Annotated in this window: 27 protein-coding genes, 4 tRNA genes, 1 pseudogene and 1 riboswitch; of the genes and pseudogenes, 14 read left to right on the top strand and 18 right to left on the bottom strand. The window is 70.2% G+C overall.

Annotated elements, in window-relative coordinates:
• Positions 1-394 precede the first annotated feature (394 nt).
• The 4 genes from ATK36_RS02540 to ATK36_RS02525 all read right to left on the bottom strand — a co-directional run bounded on the left by ATK36_RS02540 (position 395) and on the right by ATK36_RS02525 (position 5,773).
• Positions 395-1,288, bottom strand: a complete 894-nt coding sequence (locus tag ATK36_RS02540; RefSeq protein ID WP_098509640.1) for an L-tyrosine/L-tryptophan isonitrile synthase family protein — start codon at positions 1,286-1,288, stop codon at positions 395-397.
• A 71-nt stretch (positions 1,289-1,359) separates the two neighbouring features.
• Entirely contained in the window at positions 1,360-2,580 is a 1,221-nt protein-coding gene (locus ATK36_RS02535) for a cytochrome P450 family protein (protein ID WP_098509639.1), read from the bottom strand.
• 17 nt (positions 2,581-2,597) lie between these two features.
• Positions 2,598-4,415, bottom strand: coding sequence for an asparagine synthase (glutamine-hydrolyzing) (gene asnB / locus ATK36_RS02530; protein ID WP_098509638.1), 1,818 nt, complete (start codon positions 4,413-4,415; stop codon positions 2,598-2,600).
• Between the two features lie 11 nt (positions 4,416-4,426).
• Complete coding sequence (locus ATK36_RS02525) at positions 4,427-5,773, bottom strand: MFS transporter (protein ID WP_170069557.1); 1,347 nt, start codon at positions 5,771-5,773, stop codon at positions 4,427-4,429.
• Between the two features lie 188 nt (positions 5,774-5,961).
• Between ATK36_RS02525 and ATK36_RS02515 the strand changes: the two genes are divergently transcribed.
• From ATK36_RS02515 to ATK36_RS02505, 3 genes are read left to right on the top strand one after another with little or no spacing between them, the layout of a single operon-like run.
• On the top strand, positions 5,962-6,969 hold the full coding sequence (locus tag ATK36_RS02515) for an ABC transporter substrate-binding protein (protein WP_245914221.1): 1,008 nt from the start codon (positions 5,962-5,964) through the stop codon (positions 6,967-6,969).
• Positions 6,966-8,039, top strand: a complete 1,074-nt coding sequence (locus ATK36_RS02510) for a FecCD family ABC transporter permease (protein WP_098509635.1) — start codon at positions 6,966-6,968, stop codon at positions 8,037-8,039. Before ATK36_RS02515 ends, ATK36_RS02510 begins: the two co-directional genes overlap by 4 nt.
• Positions 8,036-8,806 carry an ABC transporter ATP-binding protein gene (locus ATK36_RS02505; RefSeq protein ID WP_098509634.1) on the top strand — a complete coding sequence of 257 codons (771 nt, stop codon included), beginning with the start codon at positions 8,036-8,038 and terminating at the stop codon, positions 8,804-8,806. Before ATK36_RS02510 ends, ATK36_RS02505 begins: the two co-directional genes overlap by 4 nt.
• Positions 8,807-9,173: 367 nt before the next feature.
• Here the strand turns inward: ATK36_RS02505 and ATK36_RS02500 are convergent, their stop codons facing one another.
• Entirely contained in the window at positions 9,174-9,740 is a 567-nt protein-coding gene (locus ATK36_RS02500; RefSeq protein ID WP_098510288.1) for a sigma-70 family RNA polymerase sigma factor, read from the bottom strand.
• A 178-nt stretch (positions 9,741-9,918) separates the two neighbouring features.
• Here ATK36_RS02500 and ATK36_RS02495 point away from each other — a divergent pair, with 178 nt between their 5' ends.
• The 7 genes and pseudogenes from ATK36_RS02495 (at position 9,919) to ATK36_RS02460 (ending at position 15,501) form a co-directional block, all read left to right on the top strand.
• Positions 9,919-10,305, top strand: a complete 387-nt coding sequence (locus ATK36_RS02495) for a hypothetical protein (RefSeq protein WP_141544344.1) — start codon at positions 9,919-9,921, stop codon at positions 10,303-10,305.
• Positions 10,306-10,332: 27 nt separating this feature from the next.
• A pseudogene (locus tag ATK36_RS34540) lies at positions 10,333-10,554 on the top strand (ATP-binding cassette domain-containing protein); the annotation flags it as partial.
• Positions 10,555-11,145: 591 nt separating this feature from the next.
• Positions 11,146-11,262: riboswitch (cobalamin riboswitch) on the top strand.
• A 24-nt stretch (positions 11,263-11,286) separates the two neighbouring features.
• Positions 11,287-11,979 carry an energy-coupling factor ABC transporter permease gene (locus ATK36_RS02485; RefSeq protein WP_098510287.1) on the top strand — a complete coding sequence of 231 codons (693 nt, stop codon included), beginning with the start codon at positions 11,287-11,289 and terminating at the stop codon, positions 11,977-11,979.
• Complete coding sequence (locus tag ATK36_RS02480) at positions 11,972-12,301, top strand: energy-coupling factor ABC transporter substrate-binding protein (protein ID WP_098509632.1); 330 nt, start codon at positions 11,972-11,974, stop codon at positions 12,299-12,301. Before ATK36_RS02485 ends, ATK36_RS02480 begins: the two co-directional genes overlap by 8 nt.
• Before the next feature lies 1 nt (position 12,302).
• Complete coding sequence (gene cbiQ, locus ATK36_RS02475) at positions 12,303-13,082, top strand: cobalt ECF transporter T component CbiQ (RefSeq protein ID WP_098509631.1); 780 nt, start codon at positions 12,303-12,305, stop codon at positions 13,080-13,082.
• Positions 13,067-13,927 carry an energy-coupling factor ABC transporter ATP-binding protein gene (locus tag ATK36_RS02470; protein WP_245914212.1) on the top strand — a complete coding sequence of 287 codons (861 nt, stop codon included), beginning with the start codon at positions 13,067-13,069 and terminating at the stop codon, positions 13,925-13,927. The genes cbiQ and ATK36_RS02470 overlap by 16 nt, the downstream gene beginning before the upstream one ends.
• Positions 13,928-14,370: 443 nt before the next feature.
• Positions 14,371-15,501, top strand: coding sequence for a tyrosine-type recombinase/integrase (locus tag ATK36_RS02460; RefSeq protein WP_098509630.1), 1,131 nt, complete (start codon positions 14,371-14,373; stop codon positions 15,499-15,501).
• 117 nt (positions 15,502-15,618) lie between these two features.
• Here ATK36_RS02460 and ATK36_RS02455 read toward each other — a convergent pair.
• Positions 15,619-15,690 (bottom strand) — tRNA-Val (locus tag ATK36_RS02455).
• A 372-nt stretch (positions 15,691-16,062) separates the two neighbouring features.
• On the opposite strand from ATK36_RS02455, the gene ATK36_RS02450 reads away from it, so the two are divergent.
• The 4 genes from ATK36_RS02450 (at position 16,063) to ATK36_RS02435 (ending at position 16,872) form a co-directional block, all read left to right on the top strand.
• Positions 16,063-16,488, top strand: coding sequence for an SsgA family sporulation/cell division regulator (locus tag ATK36_RS02450; RefSeq protein WP_098509629.1), 426 nt, complete (start codon positions 16,063-16,065; stop codon positions 16,486-16,488).
• A gap of 139 nt (positions 16,489-16,627) precedes the next feature.
• Positions 16,628-16,700 (top strand) — tRNA-Gly (locus ATK36_RS02445).
• A gap of 25 nt (positions 16,701-16,725) precedes the next feature.
• Positions 16,726-16,796: transfer RNA gene (locus ATK36_RS02440), tRNA-Cys, on the top strand.
• A 1-nt stretch (position 16,797) separates the two neighbouring features.
• Positions 16,798-16,872, top strand: a tRNA-Val gene (locus ATK36_RS02435).
• Positions 16,873-16,937: 65 nt separating this feature from the next.
• Here ATK36_RS02435 and ATK36_RS02430 read toward each other — a convergent pair.
• The 12 genes from ATK36_RS02430 to ATK36_RS02375 form a co-directional block, all read right to left on the bottom strand.
• Positions 16,938-17,939, bottom strand: a complete 1,002-nt coding sequence (locus tag ATK36_RS02430; RefSeq protein ID WP_245914209.1) for a tyrosine-type recombinase/integrase — start codon at positions 17,937-17,939, stop codon at positions 16,938-16,940.
• Between the two features lie 196 nt (positions 17,940-18,135).
• On the bottom strand, positions 18,136-18,450 hold the full coding sequence (locus ATK36_RS02425; protein WP_245914208.1) for a helix-turn-helix domain-containing protein: 315 nt from the start codon (positions 18,448-18,450) through the stop codon (positions 18,136-18,138).
• Positions 18,443-18,739 carry a WhiB family transcriptional regulator gene (locus tag ATK36_RS02420; RefSeq protein ID WP_098509627.1) on the bottom strand — a complete coding sequence of 99 codons (297 nt, stop codon included), beginning with the start codon at positions 18,737-18,739 and terminating at the stop codon, positions 18,443-18,445. The genes ATK36_RS02425 and ATK36_RS02420 overlap by 8 nt, the downstream gene beginning before the upstream one ends.
• A gap of 390 nt (positions 18,740-19,129) precedes the next feature.
• A complete protein-coding gene (locus tag ATK36_RS02415; RefSeq protein ID WP_098509626.1) occupies positions 19,130-20,719 on the bottom strand; it encodes a hypothetical protein in 1,590 nt (529 codons plus the stop codon).
• Between the two features lie 95 nt (positions 20,720-20,814).
• Complete coding sequence (locus tag ATK36_RS02410) at positions 20,815-22,269, bottom strand: DNA cytosine methyltransferase (RefSeq protein WP_098509625.1); 1,455 nt, start codon at positions 22,267-22,269, stop codon at positions 20,815-20,817.
• Complete coding sequence (locus tag ATK36_RS02405; protein ID WP_098509624.1) at positions 22,269-22,559, bottom strand: hypothetical protein; 291 nt, start codon at positions 22,557-22,559, stop codon at positions 22,269-22,271. The genes ATK36_RS02410 and ATK36_RS02405 overlap by 1 nt, the downstream gene beginning before the upstream one ends.
• A gap of 152 nt (positions 22,560-22,711) precedes the next feature.
• Positions 22,712-23,227: an ATP-binding protein gene (locus tag ATK36_RS02400; RefSeq protein ID WP_098509623.1), complete on the bottom strand. Its 516-nt coding sequence runs from the start codon at positions 23,225-23,227 to the stop codon at positions 22,712-22,714.
• 32 nt (positions 23,228-23,259) lie between these two features.
• A complete protein-coding gene (locus ATK36_RS02395; protein WP_098509622.1) occupies positions 23,260-23,445 on the bottom strand; it encodes a hypothetical protein in 186 nt (61 codons plus the stop codon).
• The gene (locus ATK36_RS02390; RefSeq protein ID WP_098509621.1) at positions 23,430-24,413 is read right to left on the bottom strand and encodes a bifunctional DNA primase/polymerase; all 984 of its coding nucleotides are present in this window, start codon (positions 24,411-24,413) and stop codon (positions 23,430-23,432) included. The genes ATK36_RS02395 and ATK36_RS02390 overlap by 16 nt, the downstream gene beginning before the upstream one ends.
• A 127-nt stretch (positions 24,414-24,540) precedes the next feature.
• Entirely contained in the window at positions 24,541-24,747 is a 207-nt protein-coding gene (locus ATK36_RS02385; protein ID WP_098509620.1) for a hypothetical protein, read from the bottom strand.
• Between the two features lie 261 nt (positions 24,748-25,008).
• On the bottom strand, positions 25,009-25,230 hold the full coding sequence (locus tag ATK36_RS02380; protein WP_098509619.1) for a hypothetical protein: 222 nt from the start codon (positions 25,228-25,230) through the stop codon (positions 25,009-25,011).
• Between the two features lie 107 nt (positions 25,231-25,337).
• Complete coding sequence (locus ATK36_RS02375; protein WP_098509618.1) at positions 25,338-25,529, bottom strand: hypothetical protein; 192 nt, start codon at positions 25,527-25,529, stop codon at positions 25,338-25,340.
• Positions 25,530-25,596 lie beyond the last annotated feature (67 nt).

Below are 25,596 nucleotides of genomic sequence, written 5' to 3'. Positions count from 1 at the left end.
TGGAACACCTGCGCCACCGCAGGGCGGCGACGCTGTCCGGCGGCGAACGGCAACGCGCCCTGCTGAGCCGCTGACGCAGGCAGCGCCGGTCCTGATCCTCGACGAGCCTGCGAATCGCCCGGATCTGGCGAGCCAGGACAACCGCTCGAGCTGGTCCACGACCACGACGGCACCAGCCGGCACCCTCCACGACCTCAACCTGGCGGCCGAGTGCTGCGTCCGCATCGTGGTCGTGAACGAGGGCTCGGTGGTCACGACCGGCGGGCCACGGACGTCTTGTCCTCGGAGTTGCTGCTCGACGTTTCCGGGTGCGGGCACACGTGGTCCCGTACCCGGAAGGCGGCCGTCCGTACGTCATGACCGGCGCTCGCCGTGCCGGGTGGAGTGAAACCGATCAGCGGGCCAGGACGTAATCGGGACGCCCGTCCCGGTGGACCACGGTGCCGAGCAGCTCGGCCTGTGTGAGGGGAAGCAGCTCGGTGCGGCCGTCCGCGTGCTGGACGAGGCACGAGTGCCATGGGGTCGTCCAGATGTCGGGGGCGTCGAGCAGGCGGATGCCGAACTTCGGCGACCCGGCCGGCTGCGGGTGGATCGACAGCCGGACGGCATCCGGGTAGTGGTGCTCGACCACGCGTGCCCAGGCGGCGCTGCGCCGAACGACACCGTACGCGCGGTCCCGGCACCGGCGTTGCAGGGCCGAGCGGCTGCCGTCGAAGTCCGCGCTGTCTTCGAAGAGGAACCGGGTGATGCCGCGATAGAGCCGCAAGGCATCTTCGTCGCGTTTGACCTCGGCGCGGACCTCATCGACGGTGGGGGCGTACTCGGCTTCGATCCGGACACGTTTTTCGTCGCAGGAGGCGTCGCCGAAGACGTCGCGCAGGTCGAAGGTGCCGAAGTGCTCGGTGGTCACGAGCGTGCGCAGCTCGGCTGAGTAGGCGTCTATGTGGTCGTCGGGGACGCCGATCAGATCGCCGAAGACGTGACCGTCGGAGCAGATCAGCATCCAGGCACCCGGCGGGTGGAGTTCGGTGATCCGCGTGCAGAGCGTGTCGAGGAACTGCAGCGCGAGGCGTTCGCCGGCGTCGGGGAGCCGACCGAGGACCTTGGCCGGGTTGGGGGACTTGCAGGGGAAGCCCGGCAGGGTGAACACGATCGGCTCGTCCGCGTCGACGAACCCCCGGATCCGGTCGAGCTGCGGGGTGAACGCGGACCGCGGCGCGTCGTCGGTGCCGCGACGATGGGGCAGGAGAAGGTCGAGGACGTCTTCGGCGAGCGTGGTGGTGAGCATGATGGGGGCTCCAGGAGGGCAGGGTGGTATGGCGCCGCGAGGGGTTCGCGGCGCCATACCTGGGTGGCGGCTCAGTCGGTCGTGACCGGCAGGCTGCTCACGCCGCGGCCGAGGACGGCGGGAACCCACTTCAGGTCCGCGTCGGGGACGGCGAGGCGGAACCGGGGCAGCCGGGCGAGCAGCGTGCCGAGGGCGATCTGCAGTTCGGCGCGGGCGAGGGCGGCGCCGGGGCAGAAGTGGATGCCGTGGCCGAAGGCGAGGTGCGGGTTGGGGCTGCGGTCGAAGTCCAGCTCGTCGGGGTTGGGGAACTGGCCGGGGTCGCGGTTGGCGGCGCAGAGCGAAACGATGATCGAGTCGCCGGCGGGGACGTGGCGGCCGTGGAGGCCGTCGTCTTCGGCGAGGAAGCGCCAGGTGGTCAGCTCGAACGCGCTGTCATAGCGCAGGAGTTCTTCGACGGCTTGCGGGAGCAGCTCGGGTGCCGCGCGCAGCCGCGCGAGTTGCGAAGGGTGGCGCAGGAGCGCGACGAGCATCGTGGTGATCTGGTTGGTGACCGGTTCCTGTCCGGCGACCAGGAGCTGGAAGATCATCGAGTCCAGCTCTTCCTTGCTCAGGGCGCCCTGGGTGTGTGCGGTGACGAGTCCGGCGAGCAGTCCGTCGCCGCCGGTTTCGCGGTTGTCCGCGACGACGTCGGTGATGTAGGTCTGCAGCTCGTGCAGGAGCCGTTCGTACTCGGGGCGTCGCGGGTCCTTCGGGCCGACCGGGGCCACGACCTTGCCCCACTCACGGCGGAAGTCCTTGGCCAGCGCCGGAGACAAGCCGATCGTCTCGGCCAGCACGAGGAACGGGAACTTCGCGGCAAACAGCGTGACCAGGTCCAGTGGTCCGTCGGCGGGGAACTCGGTGACGAGGGTGCCGGCGATCTCCTGGAACCGCGGCCTCAGGGATTCCACGCGGCGCGGCGCGAAAGCGTCCAGGACGAGCTTGCGCATGGCCGTGTGCTTCGGCGGGTCCTGGTGCAGCAGGTGGACCTGCAGCTGGGAGTGCTGGGGTTCGGGCATGATCGACGCCAGCGCGCGCCAGCCGTCGTTGCCGAGGCGGTGGTTCTTGCCCAGGCGGCGGTCGTTGAGGGTGGCGTGGGCGGCGTCGTAGCCGGTCACGAGCCAGGCGTTGACGCCACTGGGGAATCCGACGCGGTGCACCGGGCACTTGTCCCGCATCGCGGTGTAGAGCGGGTAGGGGTCGGTTTTGTACTCGGCGCCGTACAGCGGGATGGGTTCTTCGGGCAGCGACATGGCTTCTCCGGGCGAGTTCACAGGGTGATCGCGGGGTTGTGGTGGTCGAGCCAGAGGGCCAGGTCGACGACGCGCTCCAAGCGCAGCCGCTGTCCCCATTCGAGACCTTCTGCGGGCGCGTCCAGCAGCGGCTTGATCTGCGTTTCGTCGACGATGTCGCGGACCTGACCGTCCCGTGTGGACAAGGCGGCTGCGGCCAGCGCTTGCAGGCCGCGGTTGTATTCGGGGTGGTGGGTGGCCGGGTAGTGGTTCTTGGGCCGGGTGAGCACGGACTCGGGCACGAGTCCCCGGCCGGCCGCACGCAGAAGGCTCTTTTCCCGGCCGTCGAAGCTCTTCAGCGCCCAGGGCGCGTTGAATGCGTACTCGACGAGCCGGTGGTCGCAGTACGGGACGCGGACTTCCAGGCCCTGGGCCATGCTGAGGCGGTCCTTGCGGTGCAGCAGCTGCCGCAGCCAACGGGTCAGGGACAGGTGCTGCATTTCGCGTTGCCGGTACTCTTCCGGCGTCTCGGCGTCGAGGTGGGGAACGGCGGCGAGGGCATCGCGGTAGGTGTCGTCGCGGAACGTGGCGATGTCCAGCTTCGCCGCGACGTCGGGGTGCAGCGGCACGGCGGCTTCGTCGCCGGTCACCAGCAGCCACGGGAACGTCGGCGAGGCAAGCGCTTTCGGGTTGTGGAACCAGGGATAGCCGCCGAACACCTCGTCGGCGGCCTCGCCGGAGAGCGCGACGGTGGAGTGTTTGCGGATCTCGCCGAACAGCAGGTACAGCGAGGTGTCCATGTCCCCGACGCCGATCGGCGAGTCCCGGGCAATGACGACCGCCGCGCGGTTCGCCGGATCCAGCAAGGCCATCGGGTCGAGGACGACGGTGGAGTGGTCGGTGCCGATGAACGCGCCGGCCTCGGCGGCGAACGGCGTGTCGTGCCCGGTGCGCAGGACGTCGCCGGTGAACTGTTCGGCCTGGTCGCTGTAGTCGACGGCGTAGGAGCGCAGGCGTTCGCCTTCGGGACGCAGCTCGCCGGCGATCAGGGCGGTGATGACGCTGGAGTCGAGACCGCCGGAGAGCAGGCTGCACAGGGGGACGTCGGCTTCGAGCTGGGTGCGGGCGGCGTGGTCGACGAGTTCGCGGACCCGCTCGATCGTGGCGTCGCGGTCGTCGTTGTGCGGCCGCGCGTCCAGCTGCCAGTAACGGGATTCGGTGATCCCGTTGCGGTCCAGCACGACCATGCCACCCGGCTCGACCTCGCGGACGCCCTGCCAGAGCGTGGCGCCGGTGGAGAAGAGCAGGCTGCAGGCCTCGCGCAGACCGGCGCCGTCGACGCGGGGTTCGAGCTCGGGGTGGGCGAACAGCGCCTTGGGTTCGGACGCGAACGCGAGACCCCCGTCGATTTCGGCCCAGTACAGGGGTTTCACGCCGAGCCGGTCACGGATCAACACGAGCTGCTGCCGGAATTCGTCCCACACGGCGAAGGCGTACATGCCTTCCAGCCGGGTGGCGACCTCCGGGCCCCATTCGCGGTAGGCGTGCAGGACGACCTCGGTGTCGCTGCGCGTCCGGAACTCGTGGCCGCGGCGGCGCAGCTCGACGCGGAGCTCATGGTGGTTGTAGACCTCGCCGCTGTAGCTGAGGACGATGTCGCCGGCCGTCATCGGCTGGACGCCGCCTTCGAGGTCGAGCACCGACAGGCGGCGGTGCCCGAGCGCGGCGGTCGGGCTCATCCAGGTGCCACCGGCGTCCGGTCCGCGTGGGGTCAGCGTCGCGGTCATCGCGTCCAGCACGGGCGCGAGTGGTGTGGTGTCCCGGTGGTAGGACGCCCAACCGGTGATTCCGCACATGGTGGTTCCCTTCAGGAGTGAGCCGGCACAGCCGGGCGAAACGCAAGCAAAGGAACGGCCGCGCAGGCGGCCACGGCGGCGAAGACGAGTCCCGCCAGGACGTTCGGGCCGTAGCCGCTCAACGCCCAGGTCGTCGTGGCGAGGGCGGGGCCGAGGGTGAAGCCGAGGCTGCGGCCGAGCTGCACGACCGCGCCCGCGGTGTTCATCCCCCCAGGGGCGGCCGAGGTGAGCACGAGCAACTGGGCCGGGCCTCCGTAGAGACCCAGGCCTGCGCCGGCGATGGCGAGCCGCCACGCGACGTCCGCCGGGTGCCAGGTCTCGCCGAGCGGGAGCAGGAGGAGCAGTCCGGCCGCGGTGAGGGCGGCGCCGGCGACCGCGGTGCGGCGGGTGCCCCAGTGGTCGGCGAGCCTGCCGCCGACCGGCCCGAGGACCGCCATCGCCGCGGAGAAGACCAGCACGGTCAGTCCCGTCTGCGCGGCGCTGATCCCGTCGGCGCGTTGCAGGTGCAGGGCGACGAGGTAGTTCATCGCGCCGAACGCCGCCGCCAGGGCCAGCACCGCGATGGTGACGCGGCCCGGGCCCGTATCCCGAAGCAAGGCCCGTACCGGTCCGGCGCCCGATCCCTTGAGCCACCACGCGAGCGGTACGACGGCGACCGCGAGCAGGAGCAGCCAGCGCTGGTCGGTTCCGCCGAAGGTCAGCGCCAGCAGCACCGCGGTGAGCGCGGCGGCGGCCAGGCCGCCGTTCACCCAGGCCCGCCGGTCGGGTGCCCGCAGTGCTCCACCGTTCGGCGCATGGCGCCGCGCCAGCAGGAAGGCCAGGACGCAGAACGGGATCTTGACCAGGAAGATCGATCGCCAGCCGAACGCGTCCAGCAGCAGACCGCCGACCGCGGGACCGGCCACGGCGCCCAACGGGCCGAGCGTCGCCGGGACGCTCATCGCCCGCCCGCGGGTCTCGGCCCGCACGGCCCGGGCGGCGACGACCGGCATGAGCACGAACAGCACCGCGCCGAAGATCCCTTGTCCCACGCGGGAAACGAACAGCCACGCGGGCCACGCCGAGATCGCGGACGAGACGCTGAACACCGTGAAGCCGGTCAGCGCGGCCAGCAGCGCGGGCCGCATACCGACCTGGTCGAGCCAGCGCCCGGCCGGTAGCAGCAGCGCGACCACCGGCAGCTGGTAGCCCAGTGCCGCCCACTGCGCGGCACCGGGCGAGATCTCGAACGCGGCGGCGATGTCGGCCAGGCCGACGTTGACGATGTTCATGTCGAGCATGGCGACGAAGGACACGAGCCCGGCGACCGCGACCAACGGCCAGCAGTCCTCGTCGGGCAGGCGTGAGCGTGACGGCATGGCGGATGTCCTCCCAGTGGGGCCCGGAACCGGGCCTCGAATCCAGAAGTCGGTCACTCCATGGAGTGAGTTCCAGGCCGCCCGTTGTGACTTGGTTCACCGAGCAATCGGGACGGCGCCGGGAACCGGGTCACCCTTACGTGCGACCACTGGTCCGGAACACGTCGATGACGCCGAGGGAGATACCGGTGAGAGCACTGCGCTGGACGGCCACCACCGTGGCCGTCCTCTTCGGACTGACAGCGTGCGGCAGCGCTGATCCGGCCACGCCCGCCGCGGCGCCGTCCTCGGCACCGCCCACCTCCATGAGCATGGACGGGCACCCGCAGGCCCCGGCCTGCCCGGAGCCACCGCAGCTGTCCTCGCCGCCGCGGCGGGTGGTCACGATGGACGGCGGCGCGGCCGCGATCCTCGAGCGTCTGGGCGTCGGCGACCAGATCGTCGGAACCGCCGCGCCGGACTTCTTCAAGGCCTTCACCGGGGACGAAGCGGCGAAGCTGGCGAAGATCAAGGTGATCGACCCCGGCCAGGGCAACGCCGAAGCCGTGATCGCGGCCAAGCCCGACCTGGTCATCGGCATCTCCAGCTACAGCTTCGGCGGGTTCGACGGCACCCCGAGTGTCGATCAGCTCGCCAAGGCCGGGGCGAAGTCGCTGGTCGCCTGCGACACGAACAAGGGCACGGCGGTCAAGGACCTGGCCGCGACGACGACCTTTGTCCAGCAGGTGGCCAAGGTCTTCGGCGTCGAGCAGCGCGGCGCCGAGCTGGTTTCCCAGATCACCGCGGCGGTCGACAAGGTCAAGAGCACGGCGGGCACGCCGGTGCGGGTGCTCGCGCTGTCCACGCCACCCGCGGCCGGGCAGCCGGTGATGGCCCAGGGCGGGACCGGGCTGGCCAACGGCGTCATCACCCTGGCAGGTGGCAAGAACATCGCCGAGGACGCCTTACAGGACTTCGCGAACCTCAGTGCTGAGGAGGTCGTCAAGCGCGACCCGCAGGCGATCGTCGTGGTCTCCGGCTTCGCTCCGGGCAGCGACGAGGACCTGCTCAACTCCATCCGCAGCAGCCCGGTGCTCGCCGGGACGGTGGCGGTAAGGGAGAACCGGTTCGCTGTGGTGCCGCAGAGCATCCTGCTGTCTCCCAGCGTGCTCAACGGCGACGCGGTCGCGAAGATCGCCGAAGCGCTCCACAAGTGACAGTGCGTCCGGAGGTCCGGTCCCGGGCTAGCGGTGTGCTCGGCGGGATCCCGATCGCGGTGATCCTCGTTGTGCTCGCCGGGGCGCTGGTGGTCTCGGCGCTGGTCGCAGTCGGCCTCGGGCCGGTGGCCATCGCGCCCGGCGAGGTGACGTCCATCGTGGGTGCCCACCTCGCCGGGCGCGGCGGCCCCGGGGCGTCCGACTTCATCGTGTGGAACCTGCGCGTGCCACGGGTGCTGCAGGGCGTGTTCGTCGGCGCGGGACTGGCCGTCGCCGGTCTGCTGACCCAGGCGATGGTCCGCAATCCTCTCGGGGAGCCCTTCATCCTCGGGCTCACTTCGGGAGCGGGCGTCGGTGCTGTGCTCGTGCTGACCACGATCGGCGCCGGCGTAGCCGGGCTGCTCACCCTGCCGCTGGCCGCGTTCGGCGGTGCGGTCGCCACCGCGCTCGTGGTGTTCGGGTTTTCCCGCACGGCGGGGCGGATCCAGGCCGGGCGGATGGTGATGACCGGGATCGCGATCGGGCAGCTGCTGGCCGGGGTGATCTCCTTCCTGCTGCTGCGCACGCACGACGTCGACGCGCAGCAGCAGATCCTGTTCTGGATCCTCGGCAGCCTCGCCGGTGCCCAGTGGCCACTGGCCCTGACCTGTTCGGCGGTCGTCCTGGTCCTGGTGGTCGTGTCGGCCGCCGGTGCGGGCCGGCTGAACCTGCTGGTGCTGGGCGACGACGGCGCCGCCTCACTCGGGCTCGACGCCGCTCGCGCCCGCGCGGTGCTGCTGGTGATCGTCGCGCTGCTGACCGGGACGGTCGTCGCGGTGTCGGGCAGCATCGGGTTCATCGGGCTGATCGTGCCCAACCTGGCCCGCCTGCTCGTCGGAGCCGACCACCGCCGCGCGCTGCCGGTGACGGCGCTGCTCGGCGCGCTCGTGATCGTCTGGGCCGACACCGCCGCCCGGCTCGTGCTGGCCCCGACCGAGCTGCCGATCGGCATTCTGACCGCGGCTATCGGGGTGCCGTTGTTCCTGGTGGTCCTGCGCCGCAGCGCGGCGGGAACGGTGGGCTTGTCGTGAAGCTGGTCTTCGATGGCGTTTCCGCCGGCTACGCGGAAGTGCCCGCGGTCCACGACGTGACCTTGACGATCGCGGCAGGTGAGTTCGTCGCCGTCGTCGGCCCGAACGGCAGCGGCAAGTCCACGCTGCTCAAGACCGTCTACCGGGCGCTGCGGCCCAAGATGGGGGTGGTGCGGCTCGGGGACGACGACATCTGGGCCGCCCGCCACCGCGACGTCGCCCGCCGGGTCGGTGTGCTCGGCCAGGACCAGGCCGGCGGGTACGACTTCACCGCACGGGAAGCGGTCCGGCTCGGCCGCTACCCGCACCTCGGCGCATTCGACCGGCTTACCGCCGCGGACGAAGCGGTCGTCGCGGAAGCGCTGCGGCGCACCGGGGCCGAGGTGTTCGCCGATCGGCCACTGTCCACATTGTCCGGTGGCGAACGTCAGCGCGTGCTGCTGGCCCGCGCCCTCGCGCAGCAGCCGGAGCTGCTGGTGCTGGACGAACCGACCAATCACCTCGATCCGGCGCACCAGATCTCCGCGCTCAGCCTCGTCTCGTCGCTCGGCATCACGGTGATCGCCGCCCTGCACACGTTGGACCTCGCCGCCCGGTACGCCACGGCGATCGTTGCCCTCAAGGCGGGTGCGATCGCCGCGGCCGGCCCGCCGGAAGAGGTCCTGACCCCGGCCGTCTTCCGCGAGGTGTTCGAAGTGGACGGCCAGGTCGTGCCCGATCCGGTGGACGGACGTCCGCGAGTGCTGCTGCGCGAACTGGCCGGGTGATGCGGTCTCCGGCCGAGCCGGCGCCGCGCACGAACGGATCCCGTGCCGGATCGGTGTGTAGTTGCCGGCGTCGGCGCCGTGCAGGTGCCGGACGAGCGCGCCGTCCTGTCCATTCCGGCGGTCGCACCGGAAGGCCAGGCCGGTGAACCGGACCTCGAACAGCTCGGGCGCGGAACTCAGCAGGTCGACCGGGTCGAGCACGTCCAGCGCCGGAACCGCCGAACAGCGGCCAGGGTGAGCCGGAGACCACCGAGCGCGCCGGCCCGGGCCGGACGACGGGTTCGAGGATCGTCCTGACCGCAACGATCTCGACCCCGGCTCGCCGAAATCAACCGTGGAAGGCGGAGAAGGCAGAAGAGAAGGAAGATCAGCTGGCGGTGCCGCGCTCGTCCCGGGCGTCGAGGAGGTCTTCGCGGGCGCGGGCGACCCGGGAGCGGACTGTCCCGATGGGACAGTCGCAGATTTCGGCGGCTTCGGTGTAGGAGTAGCCGAGGATCTGTGTGAGGGTGATGGCTTCGCGGCGTTCGGGGTCGAGCCGGTCGAGGAGCAAGGTCGTTTCGACGAGGTCTTCGAACCCGGGGCCGCCGCGGCGGGCGGATTCCGTTTCGGCGGCGGTTTTCCAGTCCTGCCGGGAGATCTGGGGGCGGACCGACCGTGCGCGGAAGTGGTCGACGACCACTCGCCGGGCGATGGACAGTAGCCAGGTCCGGGCCGTGGAGCGTCCCTCGAATCGGGTGAGCGCGGTCACCGCGCGGGTGTAGGTCTCCTGGGTGAGGTCGTCGGCGACCGCGGTGTCGGCGAGGTGGGCGGTGAAGCGCCAGACGTCGGCTTGGGTGGCGCGGACCCACGCTTCGAACGCGTGCCGGTCGCCTTGGGCGGCGTCGAGCGCGAGCGCGGTGAGCCGTTCGTCGTCGCGGTCTCTGCCGGTGGTCACGAGCTGGACCGTAGCCGACACTCCGCGTTTCCGGGACCGCCTCCCGGGTGGTGCGCCCCGGATCCGGACCGTGCATCGGGGGTGAATCGCATTGGTGCCGGCTCCGGGGAACTGCTGAGCCTGCCCGGCCGACTTCTCCGACATGGACTGTCAGCGTTGCCGGGAGGTGCTCTCGGCCATGACCGACGGGCAGGCGGCGCTCGACGAGGAAGCCGCCGCCGGGAAACACCTCGCCCGCTGCCCGGCTTGCCGGGCAGCGGGCGAGCAGATGGCCGCTGCCACCCGCCTGTTGCGGGTTCGCCCCGCCCAGCCGTGCCGTGACTTCCTCCCGGACTTGATGGCCGTCTTCGACGCGCAGGTGGCCGGGCGACACGGCACGGCCGCGGGTGTCGTCGAACTGCTGACATCGGCCGTCGACCGCGAACGTCATCGCTCCCGGCCGCGTTGCGTGCCGGACCACATCCCCGTCTGGCGTGTCGGCACCGAGCGGTGCGGGTGCGTCGCCGGCTGCGCCTGCGGGTGTCAGGAAGGCGCCCCCTGTCAGTGCCACGCCTCGGTCGCGTGAGCGGAGAGCCCCCGGCCGCGTCCGCCGGTGCCCGGATCGAACTCGCGGGCGTCTCCTGCGGCACGGCCGGCGAGCGGTCGTCCGCTCGGTCGATCTGGTCGTGCGGCCGGGCAGCGGACGGCACTGACCGGAACCGACGGCTCCGGCAAGACGACGGTGCTCCGCGCCGTGCTCGGCCTGCACCAGACCGCCGACGGGGTGATCGTGGTCGACGGACGCACTGTACGCACGTCCGCGGAGTGGGGCCGGCCGCGCCGTCGCCTGAATCCCGCAGCCGCAGATGTCGGCCGGTTCCCGCTGCCGGCCAAGCAGCCGCAGTACGTGTTCGGCAACGAGGCCATGAGCACCGGCACCGTCCTGCCCGGCATATCCGCGAAGCGGGTCAACCTCGTGAAATACCGCGGTAGGACCTGGACCTCCTCGCCGTCTACCGGCAGAACGCGAAGCTGCTCACCGACGCCTTCGCATGCAGGGTCGCGGCAAAGTTGGTCGAGGACCCGTGATCAGCAGAGAGAGCCGTGGCTCCCGCGTCATCATCGACGACACCTGCCCTCTTCGTCGATCACGCCCGGCAACGCACGATGCGGAGGTGCTCGAGACGCCCGACCACCTCGCGGTGTGCGCCAGCCCTGTCCCGGGTCTGTGAAGGGGCCCTTCACAGACTCAGAGTCCGTGAAGGGCCCCTTCACGGACCTTCACGGACCTCCGCGGTCGGCGCAGGGCCCCGTCACACCGACTTTGCCGACACCCTGCCTTCGCCTGACCGGCCCGCGGGGCACCGGTCGCGCCCGGGCCCGGGTTCTCGTGGCATTCGACACTGTGGATCGGCGAAAACCGGTGCTACGCTCTCGCCGCCAAGCTACCGACGAGGAACCCGGTGCGAATCCGGGACGGTCGCGCCACTGTGAGCGGGTTTCACCGCGGAGTCAGGAACTCGGGCTTGGCCCCGATGGGGACGCGTCATCCCGGAAAGGTGTGCCGATGCACATTGCGGAAGGCTTCCTCCCGCCCGTTCACGCCGCCGCGTGGACCGTCGCGGCCGCGCCGTTCGTCGTCCACGGAATCCGTGAGATCAAGCGGACGGTGACCGAGCACCCGGAGTCCCGTCTGCTGCTGGGCGCGGTGGGAGCGTACTCGTTCGTCCTTTCGGCGATCAAACTGCCGTCGGTGACGGGCAGTTCCTCGCACCCGACGGGTACGGGAGAGGGGTCGATCATCTTCCGGCCGCCTGTGATGGCGGCCCTCGGGTCGGTCGTCCTGCTCTTCCAGGCACTCCTGCTGGCGCATGGCGGGCTGACCACGCTGGGCGCCAACGTCATGTCGATGGCGGTTGTCGGCCCCTGGGCCGGGTACGGCGTCTATCGGCTGCTCAGACGCGCACCGTGGAGTGTCGCGGTGTTCTTCGGCGTGGCGGTCTCCGACCTGGCCACCTACGTCACGACGGCGACGCAGCTGGGCCTGGCCTTTCCCGACCCGGCTTCGGGGTTCTTCGGCGCGTGGGCGCGCTTCCTGGGGCTCTTCGCCGTCACGCAGGTGCCGCTGGCGGTGGTCGAAGGGCTCGTCGGGGTGCTGCTGATGAACGCGCTGCGCACGTGGGCCGGCCCCGAACTGCGCCGCCTCGGCTTCGGCCGCGACCGCAACGAAGACCCGTCCCTGGGAGCGAAGCATGCCTAAGAAGACCGTGAACCTCCTGCTCGTCCTGGCGACCATCGCGGTCTTCATCGTGGCGCTGGTGATCGGCGTGCAGAAGGGGGAGTTCGGCGGGACCGACTCGGCCGCGACCGAGCAGATCCAGGCCTCCGATCCCGGCTACAAGCCGTGGTTCGAGCCCCTGTGGAACCAGCCGGGCGGCGAGGTGGAGTCGGGCCTGTTCGCCTTGCAGGCAGCGCTCGGCGCCGGGATCCTCGGCTTCGCGCTGGGGGTGTTCCGCGAACGCCGCAAGCACCTGGGCGACAGCGCGCCGGGGGAAAAGCCAGTAGCGCCAGGCAACTCCTGAGATGGCCCGGCTGGCACTGGACGACGCCGCATGGAGCAGCCGGTGGCGTGACCGCTCGACCGCCGAGAAGGTGGTGCTCGCGGGCGGTCTCGCCGGAGTCGCACTGACCGGCACCGGACCGGTCGGCGCGGCGCTCGTCGTGGTGGTCGCGACGGTCTGCGCGTGCGCGCTCGCCGGGGTGCGGCCGCGCACCTGGCTTGCCGCAGTGTCCGCTCCCGCCGTCTTCATCGTGCTCGGCGTCGCCGGGATCGTGATCACGACCGGTGCGCCGTCCGGTGACGTCCTGGTCACCTGGGGACCGTTCACGGTGACCAGTGCCTCGGCCGTGCGCGGGGCGGAGGTGGCGGCGCGAGCGCTGTCCACGTCGGCCGCCGTGCTGCTGCTCGCGACGACGACACCGGTGCCGTACCTGCTGGCGAGCCTCGCCCGGGTGCCCGGGCTCGCCATCCTGGCGGAGATCGCCGGCGTGGTCTACCGGATGCTGTTCGGGCTCCTCGACGCGCAGGCGCGCATCCGCGAGACGCAGGCGGCCCGGCTCGGTTACCGCAGCCCGCGCGCGGCGCGGCGCAGTCTCGGCATGCTCGGCGCGGCCACGCTGGTGCGGGCGTGGACGGGCGCGCAGCGGCTCGAAGCGGGTCTGGCGGGCCGGGGTTCGACGGCGGCGAGTTTCGGCTCTCCGCGGCGCTTTCCGGTCCGCCCCCGGTTCGTGGCGAGCAGTGTCGCGGTCGTCTTGGCCTGCGCCGCGATCGCGTGGGCGGAGCCGCGGTGGCCGGCCCGGTGACGGCCGAGGTCGCGCTGGAAGCGCGGGGGCTCACCGCCGGCTACCCGGGCGCTCCGCGCGTGCTGCGCGATGTAGCCCTCCGGATCGACCGCGGGGTCCGGCTCGCGCTCATGGGGGCCAACGGCTCGGGCAAGTCGACGCTGCTGCGCTGCCTGTCGGGCGCGTTGCGGCCGGACGCCGGGGAGATCGTCGCCGATGGCGCCGTGCTCCGCCGCGGCAAGCGCGCGCTGACCGGACATCGGCAGTACGTCCAGCTGGTCCTGCAGGACCCGGACGATCAGCTGTTCGCCGCCGACGTCGTCCAGGACGTGTCCTTCGGCCCGGTCAACCTCGGTCTCGGCCCGGACGAGGTCGCGGCGCGGGTCGAGGAAGTGCTGGCCGCGCTGGGGATCTCCGCGCTCGCCGGCCGTCCGGTCCACCACCTGTCCTTCGGCCAGCGCAAGCGGGTCGCGCTCGCCGGGGCGCTGGCGATGCGCCCGGCCGTGCTGCTGCTCGACGAACCGACCGCGGGCCTCGACCCGCGGGGTGTCACCGCCCTTTTGCGCACCCTGGACGCGCTCGGCGCGGCGGGGACCACGGTCGTGATGGCCACGCACGACGCCGACCTCGTGTGGCGGTGGGCGGACCAGGTGGCGGTGCTCGTCGGCCACGGTCTTCGTCAAGGTGATCCGGCGCAGCTGCTCGGCGACCCGGACGTGCTGGCACCGGCAGGCCTCGAGCCGCCGTGGCAGGTCCGTCTGCTGCGGGAAGCAGGGGCGCCGCCCGCCTCCGGCGCGGACCGTCCGCGCGAACCCGCCGACGTCCTCGCCCGGTTGCGCGTCTTCGCCACTGGCGACGGTGCTTGATCCGCGCGGTCAGCCGATGTCGTCGTGGCGGCCCTGCTCGCGGGTGATCCGGTTCCGACATTGTGCACCCCGGCCCAGGCAGCGAACCTGTTGCAGGTGCCGGAGTCCTGGCTACGCCGCCGAGCGGCCCGCCGCCTGGCGCCGTCCACGTTCCAGGGCAAACACCTGCGCTTCTCCCCCGCCAACCTCCACCAGATCATCACCGACGCAGCCCGCCCCGCCAGCGTGACCCAGCACGCGTCCGACACGAATACGACACCTCGTCGTCACGGCCGGCCGCCCCTGCGGACCGATTCCCGCCGACCCACTCGCTCATCCGCACCCATTCCCCTTGTCGCCGCTGAACACAGTTGGGTTGCGCTCGTCGGTGCACAGAGCGTCCATATGGCCGTGCCGCATTCCCGGCACGGCCATATCCACTCCTTTCCGAAAGGAAACCAACCATGGCATGGGCAGAAAAACATGGGGACGGATTCCGTGTCCGCTACCGACTCGACGACAGATCCATCTTCACCGAAACCGGCTTCGCCGACCGGAACGAAGCGGAAAACCGTGCCACCGACGTGGAGTCCGACCAACGCCGCCACCGCTTCACCGACCCACGACTGGCCGAAACCACCATCGACGAATGGATCCGCCAATGGTCGGACGCACACCGCGTCGCCGACATCACCTGGGCAACCTACGACTCCCACATCCTCCCCCGCTGGTCCGGCACACCCGTAGGCACCATCGCACGGATCGCAGTCAAGGGATGGGTGAACAAGACACTCCGCCCGAACATGGCCGACAAAAGCACCCAGGACATCCTCGTCCTGTTCTCCATGATCCTCGGCGAAGCCGTCGACGAAGGACTCATCGGCGCCAACCCCTGCCGCAAACTACGGATCACGTTCGAGGACCGGCCCGAACGCCCCCACGCCACCACCGACGAGGTCGACGCACTCGCCGGACGCATGTCACCCGACAACGGACTCATGACCATCACCGCCGCCTACACCGGACTCCGATGGGACGAGATCACCGGGCTGCAATGGACCCGCACCCACCTCGACGAGAACCCGCGGATCGAGATCGATCCGAAGTTCGGCGCGCTGCACGAGATGAAGGGCAGATTGGAACTCGGCCCGCCCAAGACCCCGGCCAGTGCCCGCACCGTGCACCTGCCGCCATTCCTCGCCGACGAACTACGAGCCCACCGGGACCGCAACCCCCACACCCGGTTCGTCTTCACCGGAGCCAACGGCGGCCTGCACCGACGATCCAACTTCCGCCACCGGGCGTGGCTGCCCGCGCTGACCGGGGACAAGGACAAAGGATGGTCACCACTCAACACCGAGATGCACTTCCATGACCTGCGCCACACCCACGAGACCTGGCTGATCGAGGACGGAGTGCCACGCATCCTGCGCCTCGTGCGGTTCGGACACAAACGAAAAGACGTCGACGACCTCTACTCCCACATCACCCAACACATGATCGAAACCATGCTCCACGCCCTCCACCAGCGATGGGAGCACGACGGCGGCTGGACCTGGCACGAAAACCCCGCCATAGCGCCAGAAGCAGCATGACCTCTTCGGATCACGGCTTGTGGTCAGGAGACCGTGCTCCCCAGCTGCTCCCACACAACACAGAAGGCCCGCCGACAAAGATCATCGACAGGCCGTCTGAGCTGGGAAAACACGCTGTGGGCGATACTGGGATCGAACCAGTGACCTCTTCGGTGTGAACGAAGCGCTCTCCCCCTGAGCTAATCGCCCCTTGCGGTGTTGTGCAGAACTCTACAACACGACTTTCGGGGGCCTGCAAACGGGTGGCCGCTTCCGACCACAGCGCGTCTACCAGCGAATACGGAGCGAACAACCCCGAGCTAGCCAAGGCCCTGCCAGGGAGGGGCCGCGCGCGGGCCCGCTCGACATCCGTGCGACGGTGCTATCGCACGGCGGCCGAACCGCGCAGTATGTACGTGAGCGCCGACAGCAGGCTGCGCGGCGCGGGCGGCGAAGGAGCAGCGAGGCGACCGGACCTCGAACGGGTGATCTCGAGCGCACTCGCGAAAGATCCGGTGCCCCGGGGCGTCCCACCGCCGTCCTCGGTCGCCCGGGCCGGGAAGGGAGACGAAGGGTAGGACGATGCGCAACGATCACGTGACGCTCCGCTCGACGGCGGTCTTCGACCTGCTGGCGCCGCGCTCGCCGGCGGTTCCGGTCAAGGTTGAGCTGCGCTACGACACGCGGGACCCGTACGCGGTCGTCGCCGCCTTCCGCACCGGACGCGCCGGCTGGGTCGAATGGGTGTACGCCCGCGATCTGCTCGCAGACGGCCTGCTTGCCGACGCGGGCGACGGGGACGTTCGGATCCGGCCTTCGGTGGAGGACCCGGAGTCGGTGCTCATCGAGCTGAACTCGCCGTCCGGGCACGCCATGTTCGAGGCCGCCGCCCAGGAGCTGGCCGACTTCCTCGACCGCACCTACGACGTGGTGCTGCCGGGTAACGAGCACCTGTGGGTCGACGTGGACGACGCCCTCACCCACCTCATCCCGAACGATCGGACCTGATCACGAGCCCGTCACCGGTTGCGGACCCCCCGGTGACGGGGCGGTTTCGGGAGTCCGATATGGTTCTCTCACACCACGGCGACGGGGTGCGGAAAGTCGGCCGACAAGGCAGGCGGAACCGCTTCGGCACCATGGTAGTGCGGACGTAGCGCAGCTGGTAGCGCATCACCTTGCCAAGGTGAGGGTCGCGGGTTCGAATCCCGTCGTCCGCTCGGAAGGCCCTCGGGGCCTGTAACCGGTGGAGTGGCCGAGAGGCGAGGCAACGGCCTGCAAAGCCGTGTACACGGGTTCGAATCCCGTCTCCACCTCGCGCGATTAGCTCAGCGGGAGAGCGCTTCCCTGACACGGAAGAGGTCACTGGTTCAATCCCAGTATCGCGCACCAGGTCAGCCCCCGTCCAAAGTAGACAGGACGGGGGCTGATTTGCGCCTGGCGGACTAACTGAGTGACTATCGCACCGAATCAGCCCCCTCCGGAATCTGGCCGTCGGCGGGTGGGTACCCCGAGAAGATCCGGTCCATCGCCGTGGCGCCCTCCTCAAGGACGGGCCGGAGCTGGTGCCGGTAGATCAGCTCCGTGACCTTGCTGCCGCCCTTGTGCCCGACCAGCCGAGCGATCTCCTCGATCGGCATCTTCGCGTCGGAGAGCAGCGACACGAAGCTGTGCCGCAAGTCCCGCGGCGTCCAGTCCTCCGGCACGAGGCCGGCCGCTTTCGCGACGCTCCGGAACGCGCGTCGGACATTGCCCGCATCCAGCTCGGTGCCGTAGCGGGTTGCGAAGACCAGGTCGGTCTCCTTCCACCTCTCCCCCGCACGGTTCCGCGCCTTGACTTGTGCCGCCTCCACATGCCGCAGCACATCCACACAGCGCTGCGGTATCGCCAGAGTCCGACGGGAACTGTGCGTCTTCGTGTCACCACCGACACGGACCGAACGCCACAACTCGACGTACGGCAGTACCGGAGACTTCGCGGTGAGATCACCGGCAAGGTGGACATGCTCCCATCTCAGCGCGCGCATCTCCTCGGTCCGCGCACCGGTCAGCACCGATACAACGATGTAGGCGCGGATCGTCGCAGACTGCGATTCAAGTGCAGCATTAAGCAACGCCTCAGCCTGAATCAGAGTGAGCGCCTTCGATTTCCGGCCTGCGCGCTTCCCTGACGGGCACTCACAGAGAAAAACCACGTTGCGCTTCACCTTGCCTCGTTTCTGGGCACGCTTGATCGCAGACGCAAGAATTGCCCGCACCCTTTGCAGCGTGGACGTAGCGAGCAACTTCGACTCTAGCTCAAGCCACTCATCTACCTCCTCAGCAGTCAAGTCACGCAGCTTCCGCGCCCCGAGTTGCGGAATGATGTGACCTTCGGCAAGAAGCCGACGGTTCTCCCGAGTCTTCTCCGAACGATCAGTTAGACCATATTTCAACCAATCATCCACCGCATCGGCCACAGTAGAGCCGGTATGCGCTATGAGCACACCGTCCCGGAGGTCGCTCTTCAGGTCGTCTAGCTTGGATTTCGCCTCGGTCTTTGTTCTTGCGCTCGCCGTGCGCGTCTTCCTTCTGCCTGACGGACTTGTCCCGATCGTGACCTCGGCAATCCAACGCTGGCGAGAGTCCGACCAATAGAGCCCGCCGTCTCCGCGACTACGCCGCTTCGCCAAAGAGCGCCTCCGCCTCTTGTTCCAACAAGGTGATGTAGTCCTGAATCGCTGCCACTGATATTCGTCGAGTGCGGCCAACTTTGACCGAACGCAGCCGTGGCTGACCATCCGGCTGAGGTGCACTCATCTGCTGATAGATTTTCGAGCGAGATATACGCAGGATCACCTTTGCCTCATCAACCGAGTACAATTGCTGCTCAATTACCGGGGCGTCACCATTGGAATTCTCCATAAATATTTCACTCCAAAATCCACTAGCCTGGAACTGCACTTCACGAATGGCACACTGCTCAGACATGGTGATTCGTTCGCCAGGGCGACGTATTGCGCTGGCGAGTGTCGTGGAGGTGTCGGGCGGGGCCGCGTTCGTCGCGGGTTTGTCCGCCCCAGATGCCGTCGTTTTCGTTGCGGGTGGCCCATTCCCCGCAGGCGGTGCGAACGGGGCAGGTGCTGCAGATTTGTTTCGCGGTGTGGATGGTGTCGTGGTCGTGTGTGGAGATGGGCCAGAACAGTTCGGGGTCGGCGTTGTGGCAGGCGGGGGTGGCGTCGCCGAAGGCGGCGTGCAGCTCGATCAGGCTGCTGGTCATGGTGGTGAGGTGCCGTGGCGGGTTGGTGGGTCGTCGGGTTCTCACGTGCGTAACTCCTCTTCCCGGGGCCGGGCCGACGTCGCCCGGAATGTCACGGTGGGTAGTGGTCTGGGTGGGGGTTGCTGGCAGGTGGGGGGTGCGGGTTGGCGGGTGTGGTGCGTGGGGGGCGGGAAGTGATCCGCAAACCCGCAAACCCGCAAAGTGGGCCTTGAGCTGGGTGTATGCCTGCGGGTTTATATACGGGCGGGGTGGGAGAAACCCGCAAACCCGCGGGTTTGCGGGTTTGGCGCTGGTCGTGATCGAACAAACCCGCAACCCTGATCTCTCCTGTTTGTGCTGGTAGAGACCTTGGGGGGTGGTCGTTTGCGGGTTTGCGGGTTTGCGGGTTTCTTATGGCGTTCGGTCCTGGGAGGGTGCTCGGGCGACCCAGTAGGTTTTGCAGTTGCGGTGACTGTCGGTTTCGCTGCGTAACACGATGTCGGTGTGCCAGCGGTCTACCTGCCCTGCCAGCCTCCTGCCCAGGCTCCGGGTGGTGAGTGGCTTGCCCGAGGGAGTCGTGGGGAACGTCCCGGCCCAGGGGTCGGTGCCGAAGGTGGGTTCCCCGGAGACCCGTAGTTCCTGGGCGGACATGTGCCGGTCTCCGTGCAGCTCGTCCCAGGCGTGGAAGAACGAGCGCCATTCCGCGTCCTCGTCGTCCAGGCCGCGGGCGGCGTCGGCGTTGCCGAGAAACCCGGTGATGCCGTGGTGTTCGAGGAACCCCCCGAGGTGTTTCGCCCAGGGCGTGAACTGCCGCATCTGCGGTGTGGCCGCCGCGGGTGGGGCGCCGTGGCTGGTCCAGTCGAGCACCAGCATCAGCACGTGCCGCAGCACGGTGGCGCGGTGGGCGGGATCGAGGATCCAGGTGTCGAGGTTGGGGATGGTGAACCCGGTGCGGGCTTCGGGGCGGGGGCAGTTCGGGTCGAGCCGCACCCACACCGACCGGGATGCCATGTCCCCGCCGGTGCGCAGGTTGTTCCCGGTCGCGAGCCATAACCTGTCGTTGGCGAAGGTGGCCGCGGCGTTGGTGCCCAGGCGCCGGTCCGACCAGGTGCGTTCGGTGACCAGCCGGGCCAGGACCGCGGAGTCGACCACCGCGCCCTCGGCGAGGTTGTCGAACACGACCACCCCGACCGAGTCGGCCAGCACGGTGGTGATGCTTTTGCGCAGCTCGTCCTCGGACTCGGTCCAGGTCAGCACCCGCTGCCCGACCAGCAGTCCCACGCATCCGGCGAGGATGGTTTTCCCGGAGCCGGGCATGGAGGCCTCGATCATCCCGAACGGCGAGAGTGCCCGGGTGAACGGCCGGATCAGCGGTGTCACCAGCAGCGCCAGGTAGTTGGCGCGGTCGGCCGGCGAGCGCCACGGGAAGTCGCGCAGGAACCGTTCCAGCAGGAACTCTTTCGCCTCGGCGACCTCGGCCGGGGATGGATGGTCCGGTATCGGCTGCAGGTGGGTGTTGCCCGCGAGGTAGAACCCGGTGGCGGGGTCGTAGCCGGGGGTTTGCAGCAGGGTGCCGTCCGGGCGCAGGACCGGGGTGGAGATGATCCGCCGCAGCACCGGCAGCCCCGACCACGACCGCCGCGCCAGCACCGCGGAGAGGACCGGCCCGGCCGGGGTCACCTCCACGTCCGGTTTCCCGTTGCGGGCCATGACCACTTCGGCGTGTTCGGCCAGGAGGCCGGCCAGGAGGGCGGGCTTCAAGGTGGAGGTGGCGATCGGCAGTGCGACGTCGTCTTCGGCGGTGGCGGGGTCGGCGGCCCCGGAGACTTCTTCCACGATGACGGGTGTCCCTTCGGAGACGTAGGTTTCGGGGATGATGCGGCGCTTGACCGCGTCGGTGAGGACCCGGATCGCCTCGGGGTCCTCACCGATGCGGACCAGGGGGCGCCCGCCGTCGCCGACCGGCCACAGCTGGCGCGTCTGATTCGGTTGGCTGGACATGGAAAACTCCGATCAGGCAGACCGCCCCGGCCCCCGTGATGCACCGTGGCCCACCCCTCGGATGTCCGGGGTGGGCCACGGCTGCGTGGACGGGGTCAGGCGGTGGTGGGTGCGGGGGTGGTGGCGGTGCGTTCCAGGGCGGCGACGGCGGCGGAGACGAGCCACTCGGCGGCCGGCGGGGTGACACCGTTGCCGAGCTGGCGAACGCGCTCGCGTTTGTTCCCGGTGACCACGTAGTCGGGGCGGAACGCCATCGCGGCCTGGATCTCCGGGATCGACAGCATCCGGAACGTGCAGTCCTCCACCGCGGGCGGCGCGGTCTGGTGGACGAGCATGTGGTGGTTGCCCGACGCGCACACCGTCGCGAGGGGCTCCCGGACGTGGCGGGCATCGGAGCCCCCGCCGCGGAGTTCGGCGATGAACGCCAGCCCCGCCGTGTCCACAGTGGTCATGGTCGGCATCGGCGCCCCGGCGCCGCGGGCGACCCCGGTCCCGTAGTAGGGCACGACCAGCGCGGTCTCGTGCCGCGCGGTCTGGGTCCGCAGCGGCACCCCGGCCGGGGCGGCGTGCTTGCCCTCGCGGCCCTCCATCGGCACGATCAGCGCGTTCGCCTCCCGCGTGGTCAGCGTCCGCAACGGCGCCGCGGCCGGGTGGGCGGCGTCGTTCCACGATCCGCCCGCGGTGATGACCTGCGGGACACCCGCGAATTTCCGCAGCCCCGCCTCGATCCGGTCCATCGTCTTGTCCGACAGCGGCCTGGCCCGGTCGCCGATCCGCTCGCCGAGGTTCGACCAGTCGATCACCGCGGCCGCGGGCAGCGTGTAGGGCTCGACGATGTGGTGGCGGCAGCGGGTGTTCGGGCAGCGGTAGAGGTACTGCTGCCGGTACCGCCCGACCGTGCGGCCGGGCTTGAACACCTGCCGCGCCCGCACATCGGTCGCGCAGCCCGGACACCACGCGGCCGGCCGGATGTCGAGATCCGGGCGCGGGTTTCCCTTGCGCCAGAACACCACATACATCCGGTCCCGGGACTGCGGTGCCCGCGGCGCGGTCACCGCCGGGGCATGCATGCTGTTGAGCGACACGATGTGGTGGTCGTAGCCGTAGGAGTCCATCGCCATCAGCCACGCCCGAAACGGCGTCCACTTCACCGCGTCGACGACGTTCTCCACGATCACCGTGTCGTAGGCGTGTACCTCGGCGAACCGGACCACGTCCCACATCGTCGCCCGCGACCGCTCCGCCACATGATCGGGCACGACCTCACCGAACAGCCCCGGCTGGTTCGCACCATCCCTCCGCCGTCCCTTCGCGATGGAATGGTTCGTGCACTCCGGGGACGCCCACAGGATGTTCGTCCGCGCGTAGCGGCGCGGCTCGACCTGCGAGATGTCCGCGCAATCATGGTCGCAGCCGGGGAAGTTCGCCTGATGCGTCTCGATCGCGCGCGGGCTGTGGTTCGCCGCCATCCGCAGCTGCACCCCCGACACCCCGGTCGCGCCGAGCCCGGACCCACCGGCCCCGCAGAACAAGTCCGTCACCGTGTACATCAGGCAGCCACCCCGGTTTCCCGGTGGTAGAGCGCCCAGCAGTCCGCGCAGTCGCACAGCCGGGGCAACGGCCGGCGGTGGCTGCCGGGTTCGGCGAGGACCGGATCGGGCACGGCGGCGCCGATGGGGCGGGTGGCGATCCAGGTCGGGATCACCTCGGGCGGGCCGAACGTGTGCGGACCGGCGGTGCGGCAGCCGTAACTGCATCCCCCGGTGCTGCCGTCCTCGCGGTCGTCGTGGAACAGATCGGGGTGGGTGCAGGTGGTGCAGCGGTGAATGATGATCGCCATGAGGGTTTCCTCCTGCAGGGGTCCTGACCGCGCGACGGTCGCCGCGCGGTAGTCCGAGGTAGGCGGGCACGGGCTGGGCCGGGCACACGGTGTGGTGCCCGGCCCGTCGTTCCTCGCCGGGTGAAATGGCCGGCCGGTGGTGGCCGGTGGGGTCAGCGGTGGCGCAGATCGGGCGGGAGCACACCGAAGTGGAGGGTGTTCCAGCCTTCGGTGTGCAGGCCCGGCAGCGCGGCGGTGACCGCGTGGTGCATCTCCCGCACCCGCGCCTCGGGCACGCGGCGGGCGTACCCGCAATCGGGGCACGGGGTGTTGTCGCGGCGGCCGTTGCGAGCCAGGACGGTCGCCAGGGGCGGGAGCAGCACGACCGCTTCGGTGCGGGCACCGGCCTCGGCGGCCAGGTCCAGCAGCCGCGTGCGGAACCGGCGAAGGTAGCTGGTCACGTCCCACACGACCGTGCCGCCCGCGGCCAGCACCGCCGCCGTGGCAGCGAACCCGTGCTCAACCGCGGCGGCGTTGACGTCCTGGTTGGCCGAGCACCCACACGGCGCGAGCCGGGCGCGGGTCTCGTCCAGCGACACGACCGTCGCGCCAGGCGGGACGTGGCGGTGCCGCCAGGTGGTTTTCCCGGCCCCGGCCGGGCCGATCGTCGCGATCAGCGTCGGGGTCATCGGACCTCCGTGAGGTAGTGGTGGTCGGGGGGCTACCTGAGCAGGTTCCGCCAGGCGGCGGCGCGGCCTTCGGCCCTGGCTGCCGCCTGGAAGTAGGAGCCGGCCTCACGGAACCTGCCCGCGGCTTCCAGCGCGTTGGCTTTGTCGGAGAGCGCGGTGGCGGCCACTGCCTCATCGGCGGCGTTGCGCCGGTACTCGTTCTTCAGCCGTTTGTCCATGCCACGGTGTCCTTCCTCGGTGAGGCCGCGCTGTGGCGGCGGGTTCCAGCGGTGCGGGTGCTGTGAGGCGTGATGCGGCGGGGGTTGTGACGACCGGCGCGCAGGCTGGTCTCGATCACGGCGTAGTCCTTGGCGATCGAGGCGACGTCACCCCACGAGTCGACGGCGGCCCGCAGCTCGGTGCGGGCGACGTCTTCGGCCAGCACGTCCGCGCCGACCAGCTGGCCGAGCGCGTAGGCGGCGCGGGAGAGCGCCTTGTTGCGCCCCTGCTTGTACGGCGTGGCGGCGACCTTGCCACACTCGCCGCGCACCGCCGTCGCGGCGAACGCGCCGGGGACCGCCACGGCCCTGTCCCCGCGCCCGGACCCAGCGGTGACGCAGTGTTCGACGTTGGCCTGCACCAGCCACCCCGGCAGCTCCACCGGGTCGGTGTCGTCGAGCAGCTCATACGCCCCGTCCGCGCGCACCGAGCCGGGCGCGACCGCGTAGCCACCCCATCCGCGGGTGTCGACCGCAGCGGCGAGGTGGCCTTGCGTTGACCGCAACGCACATCCCGCCGGTGCCCGGTAGTACAGGTGCCGGCCACCGCGCGGGGTGGTCACGGTGAACGTGTCCGGCAGCGGCCCGCCCCGCTGCTCGGCCAACACCTGCAGCGCGGTCCAGCCGTCCAGCTCGTCCGGGCCGGGTTTGGCCGGGTCGCAGTCGATGATCAGCAGACCCGCGGGGCCGGGGAACACCCCGACGTTCCACGGTGCCCGGCTCCATGCCGCGGTGATCAGGTCCGGGTCGGTGGTGGCGATCTGTTCCGGGGTCCGGTGCCCGCCCCGGCACTGCCCCGTCCCGGGGCAGCGGTCGCCGCGGTGCCAGTCCGGGAACTTCGCCCCGGGACGCAGCGGCAACACCGGCCACCCCCTCCCTGCCAGCTCCAACGCCCACCGCCCCAGCGCGGCGTCCATGGTGGAGTCCATTGTGGATGGTCCTTTCGGTAGTGGGTGAGCACAGCGGTGACCACGGCGGGATCCAGAGCGCGCAGCGATGTGGGGCAGGGCCACCCCGCGGCAGTACGGGGTGGCCCTGCCCCGGGATGGGTCGGCGTTACCGCCCGGCGGCCAGGTCGAGCAGCGCGGGCAGGCATCCGCAGTCGTCGGGGCCGTCGTGGTGGAAACCGATGCAGCGGGAGTCGGGGCAGCCGCAGGCATCCCCGCCCCACCGTCCATCGGCGTAGTGGTTGCGGCGTGCCCACCAGCCCGGGGTGATCCCGGCCGCCTGCAACTGGGCGCGCGCTGTGCGGTTCAGGCGCAAGGTTGTCCTTTCCGGCTCTTTCGGTTGCCAGACGCGACGCGCCCCGGCCAACGGGGTATGCCAGCCGGGGCGCGTCGCGGGCAGGTGAGGTTTGTTCCGGCGAACGCGGTGCCCGCCGGATCGGTCGGTGTTACTTCCAACCCTCGGGCAGGCCGACGGCGTGCTGGTTGGCTGAGCATCCGCACGGCGCGAGGCGGGCGCGGTTCTCGTCCAGCGATACGACCGTCGCGCCGCGCGGATTCAGACAGTGAGGGGCGGGTTTCAGCGCGGCGGGACCGCGAGCAGATCGAGGAACCGGCTCGCCGCGGCGTCGAGCGCCCCGGCTTTGCGTAGTTCCCGCTTGACTTCGGCGATGGTGGCGCGGCTGTCCTTGCCGTTCTCGATCTGCGTGACGGCCTTGTAGACCAGCGCGCGAGCGGGTTTGAGGGCGAACAGGGTGTCGGCCGTGGTGCGCATCTGTCGTCCGTTCAGGGACTTGGCCATGGGGTGGCCCCTTTCTGTTGTGGTGTGGTGGGTGGTGCAACCCGGCCCCGGGACGCCGTGCGTCCCGGGGCCGGGGGTACAGGTGAGGTGACTGCCGCCGCGGGGGGTCAGCCGCGGTTGAGCTGGTCGGCGATCCGGCGCGCCTCGGACTGGGTGAGAGCGAAGAACCGCCGGTCGCCGGGCTTGTCGATGTCGGCCCAGTCGCCCCGGTCGGTCAGGGCGGCGAGCTGGGCAGACCTGCGGTCGACCACGATGAAACCCGCGCCGAACTTCGCGTAGTCGTAACGGTTGTTCTTCACGTCGCTTGTCTCCTCATCGGTTCGTCCCCACAGCAGCGAGCCCCGGCCAGCGGGGTGCTGGCCGGGG

It is taken from the genome of Amycolatopsis sulphurea (assembly GCF_002564045.1).
Lineage (GTDB): Bacteria > Actinomycetota > Actinomycetes > Mycobacteriales > Pseudonocardiaceae > Amycolatopsis > Amycolatopsis sulphurea.
Note: the sequence above shows the minus strand (reverse complement) of the source record. Positions and strands in the feature narration are given on the sequence as shown.

Excerpts from the sequence above, each read along its gene's own strand:
- ATK36_RS02525 (WP_170069557.1), bottom strand. The coding sequence starts at position 5,773 with ATGCCGTCACGCTCACGCCTGCCCGACGAGGACTGCTGGCCGTTGGTC.
- ATK36_RS02415 (WP_098509626.1), bottom strand. The coding sequence starts at position 20,719 with ATGTCCAGCCAACCGAATCAGACGCGCCAGCTGTGGCCGGTCGGCGAC.
- ATK36_RS02420 (WP_098509627.1), bottom strand. The coding sequence starts at position 18,739 with ATGACCAGCAGCCTGATCGAGCTGCACGCCGCCTTCGGCGACGCCACC.
- ATK36_RS02450 (WP_098509629.1), top strand. The coding sequence starts at position 16,063 with ATGCGCAACGATCACGTGACGCTCCGCTCGACGGCGGTCTTCGACCTG.
- ATK36_RS02460 (WP_098509630.1), top strand. The coding sequence starts at position 14,371 with ATGGCATGGGCAGAAAAACATGGGGACGGATTCCGTGTCCGCTACCGA.
- ATK36_RS02425 (WP_245914208.1), bottom strand. The coding sequence starts at position 18,450 with ATGTCTGAGCAGTGTGCCATTCGTGAAGTGCAGTTCCAGGCTAGTGGA.
- asnB (WP_098509638.1), bottom strand. The coding sequence starts at position 4,415 with ATGTGCGGAATCACCGGTTGGGCGTCCTACCACCGGGACACCACACCA.
- ATK36_RS02390 (WP_098509621.1), bottom strand. The coding sequence starts at position 24,413 with ATGGACTCCACCATGGACGCCGCGCTGGGGCGGTGGGCGTTGGAGCTG.
- ATK36_RS02400 (WP_098509623.1), bottom strand. The coding sequence starts at position 23,227 with ATGACCCCGACGCTGATCGCGACGATCGGCCCGGCCGGGGCCGGGAAA.
- ATK36_RS02405 (WP_098509624.1), bottom strand. The coding sequence starts at position 22,559 with ATGGCGATCATCATTCACCGCTGCACCACCTGCACCCACCCCGATCTG.
- ATK36_RS02535 (WP_098509639.1), bottom strand. The coding sequence starts at position 2,580 with ATGTCGCTGCCCGAAGAACCCATCCCGCTGTACGGCGCCGAGTACAAA.
- ATK36_RS02495 (WP_141544344.1), top strand. The coding sequence starts at position 9,919 with ATGACCGACGGGCAGGCGGCGCTCGACGAGGAAGCCGCCGCCGGGAAA.
- ATK36_RS02480 (WP_098509632.1), top strand. The coding sequence starts at position 11,972 with ATGCCTAAGAAGACCGTGAACCTCCTGCTCGTCCTGGCGACCATCGCG.
- ATK36_RS02410 (WP_098509625.1), bottom strand. The coding sequence starts at position 22,269 with ATGTACACGGTGACGGACTTGTTCTGCGGGGCCGGTGGGTCCGGGCTC.
- cbiQ (WP_098509631.1), top strand. The coding sequence starts at position 12,303 with ATGGCCCGGCTGGCACTGGACGACGCCGCATGGAGCAGCCGGTGGCGT.
- ATK36_RS02485 (WP_098510287.1), top strand. The coding sequence starts at position 11,287 with ATGCACATTGCGGAAGGCTTCCTCCCGCCCGTTCACGCCGCCGCGTGG.
- ATK36_RS02395 (WP_098509622.1), bottom strand. The coding sequence starts at position 23,445 with ATGGACAAACGGCTGAAGAACGAGTACCGGCGCAACGCCGCCGATGAG.
- ATK36_RS02540 (WP_098509640.1), bottom strand. The coding sequence starts at position 1,288 with ATGCTCACCACCACGCTCGCCGAAGACGTCCTCGACCTTCTCCTGCCC.
- ATK36_RS02380 (WP_098509619.1), bottom strand. The coding sequence starts at position 25,230 with ATGGCCAAGTCCCTGAACGGACGACAGATGCGCACCACGGCCGACACC.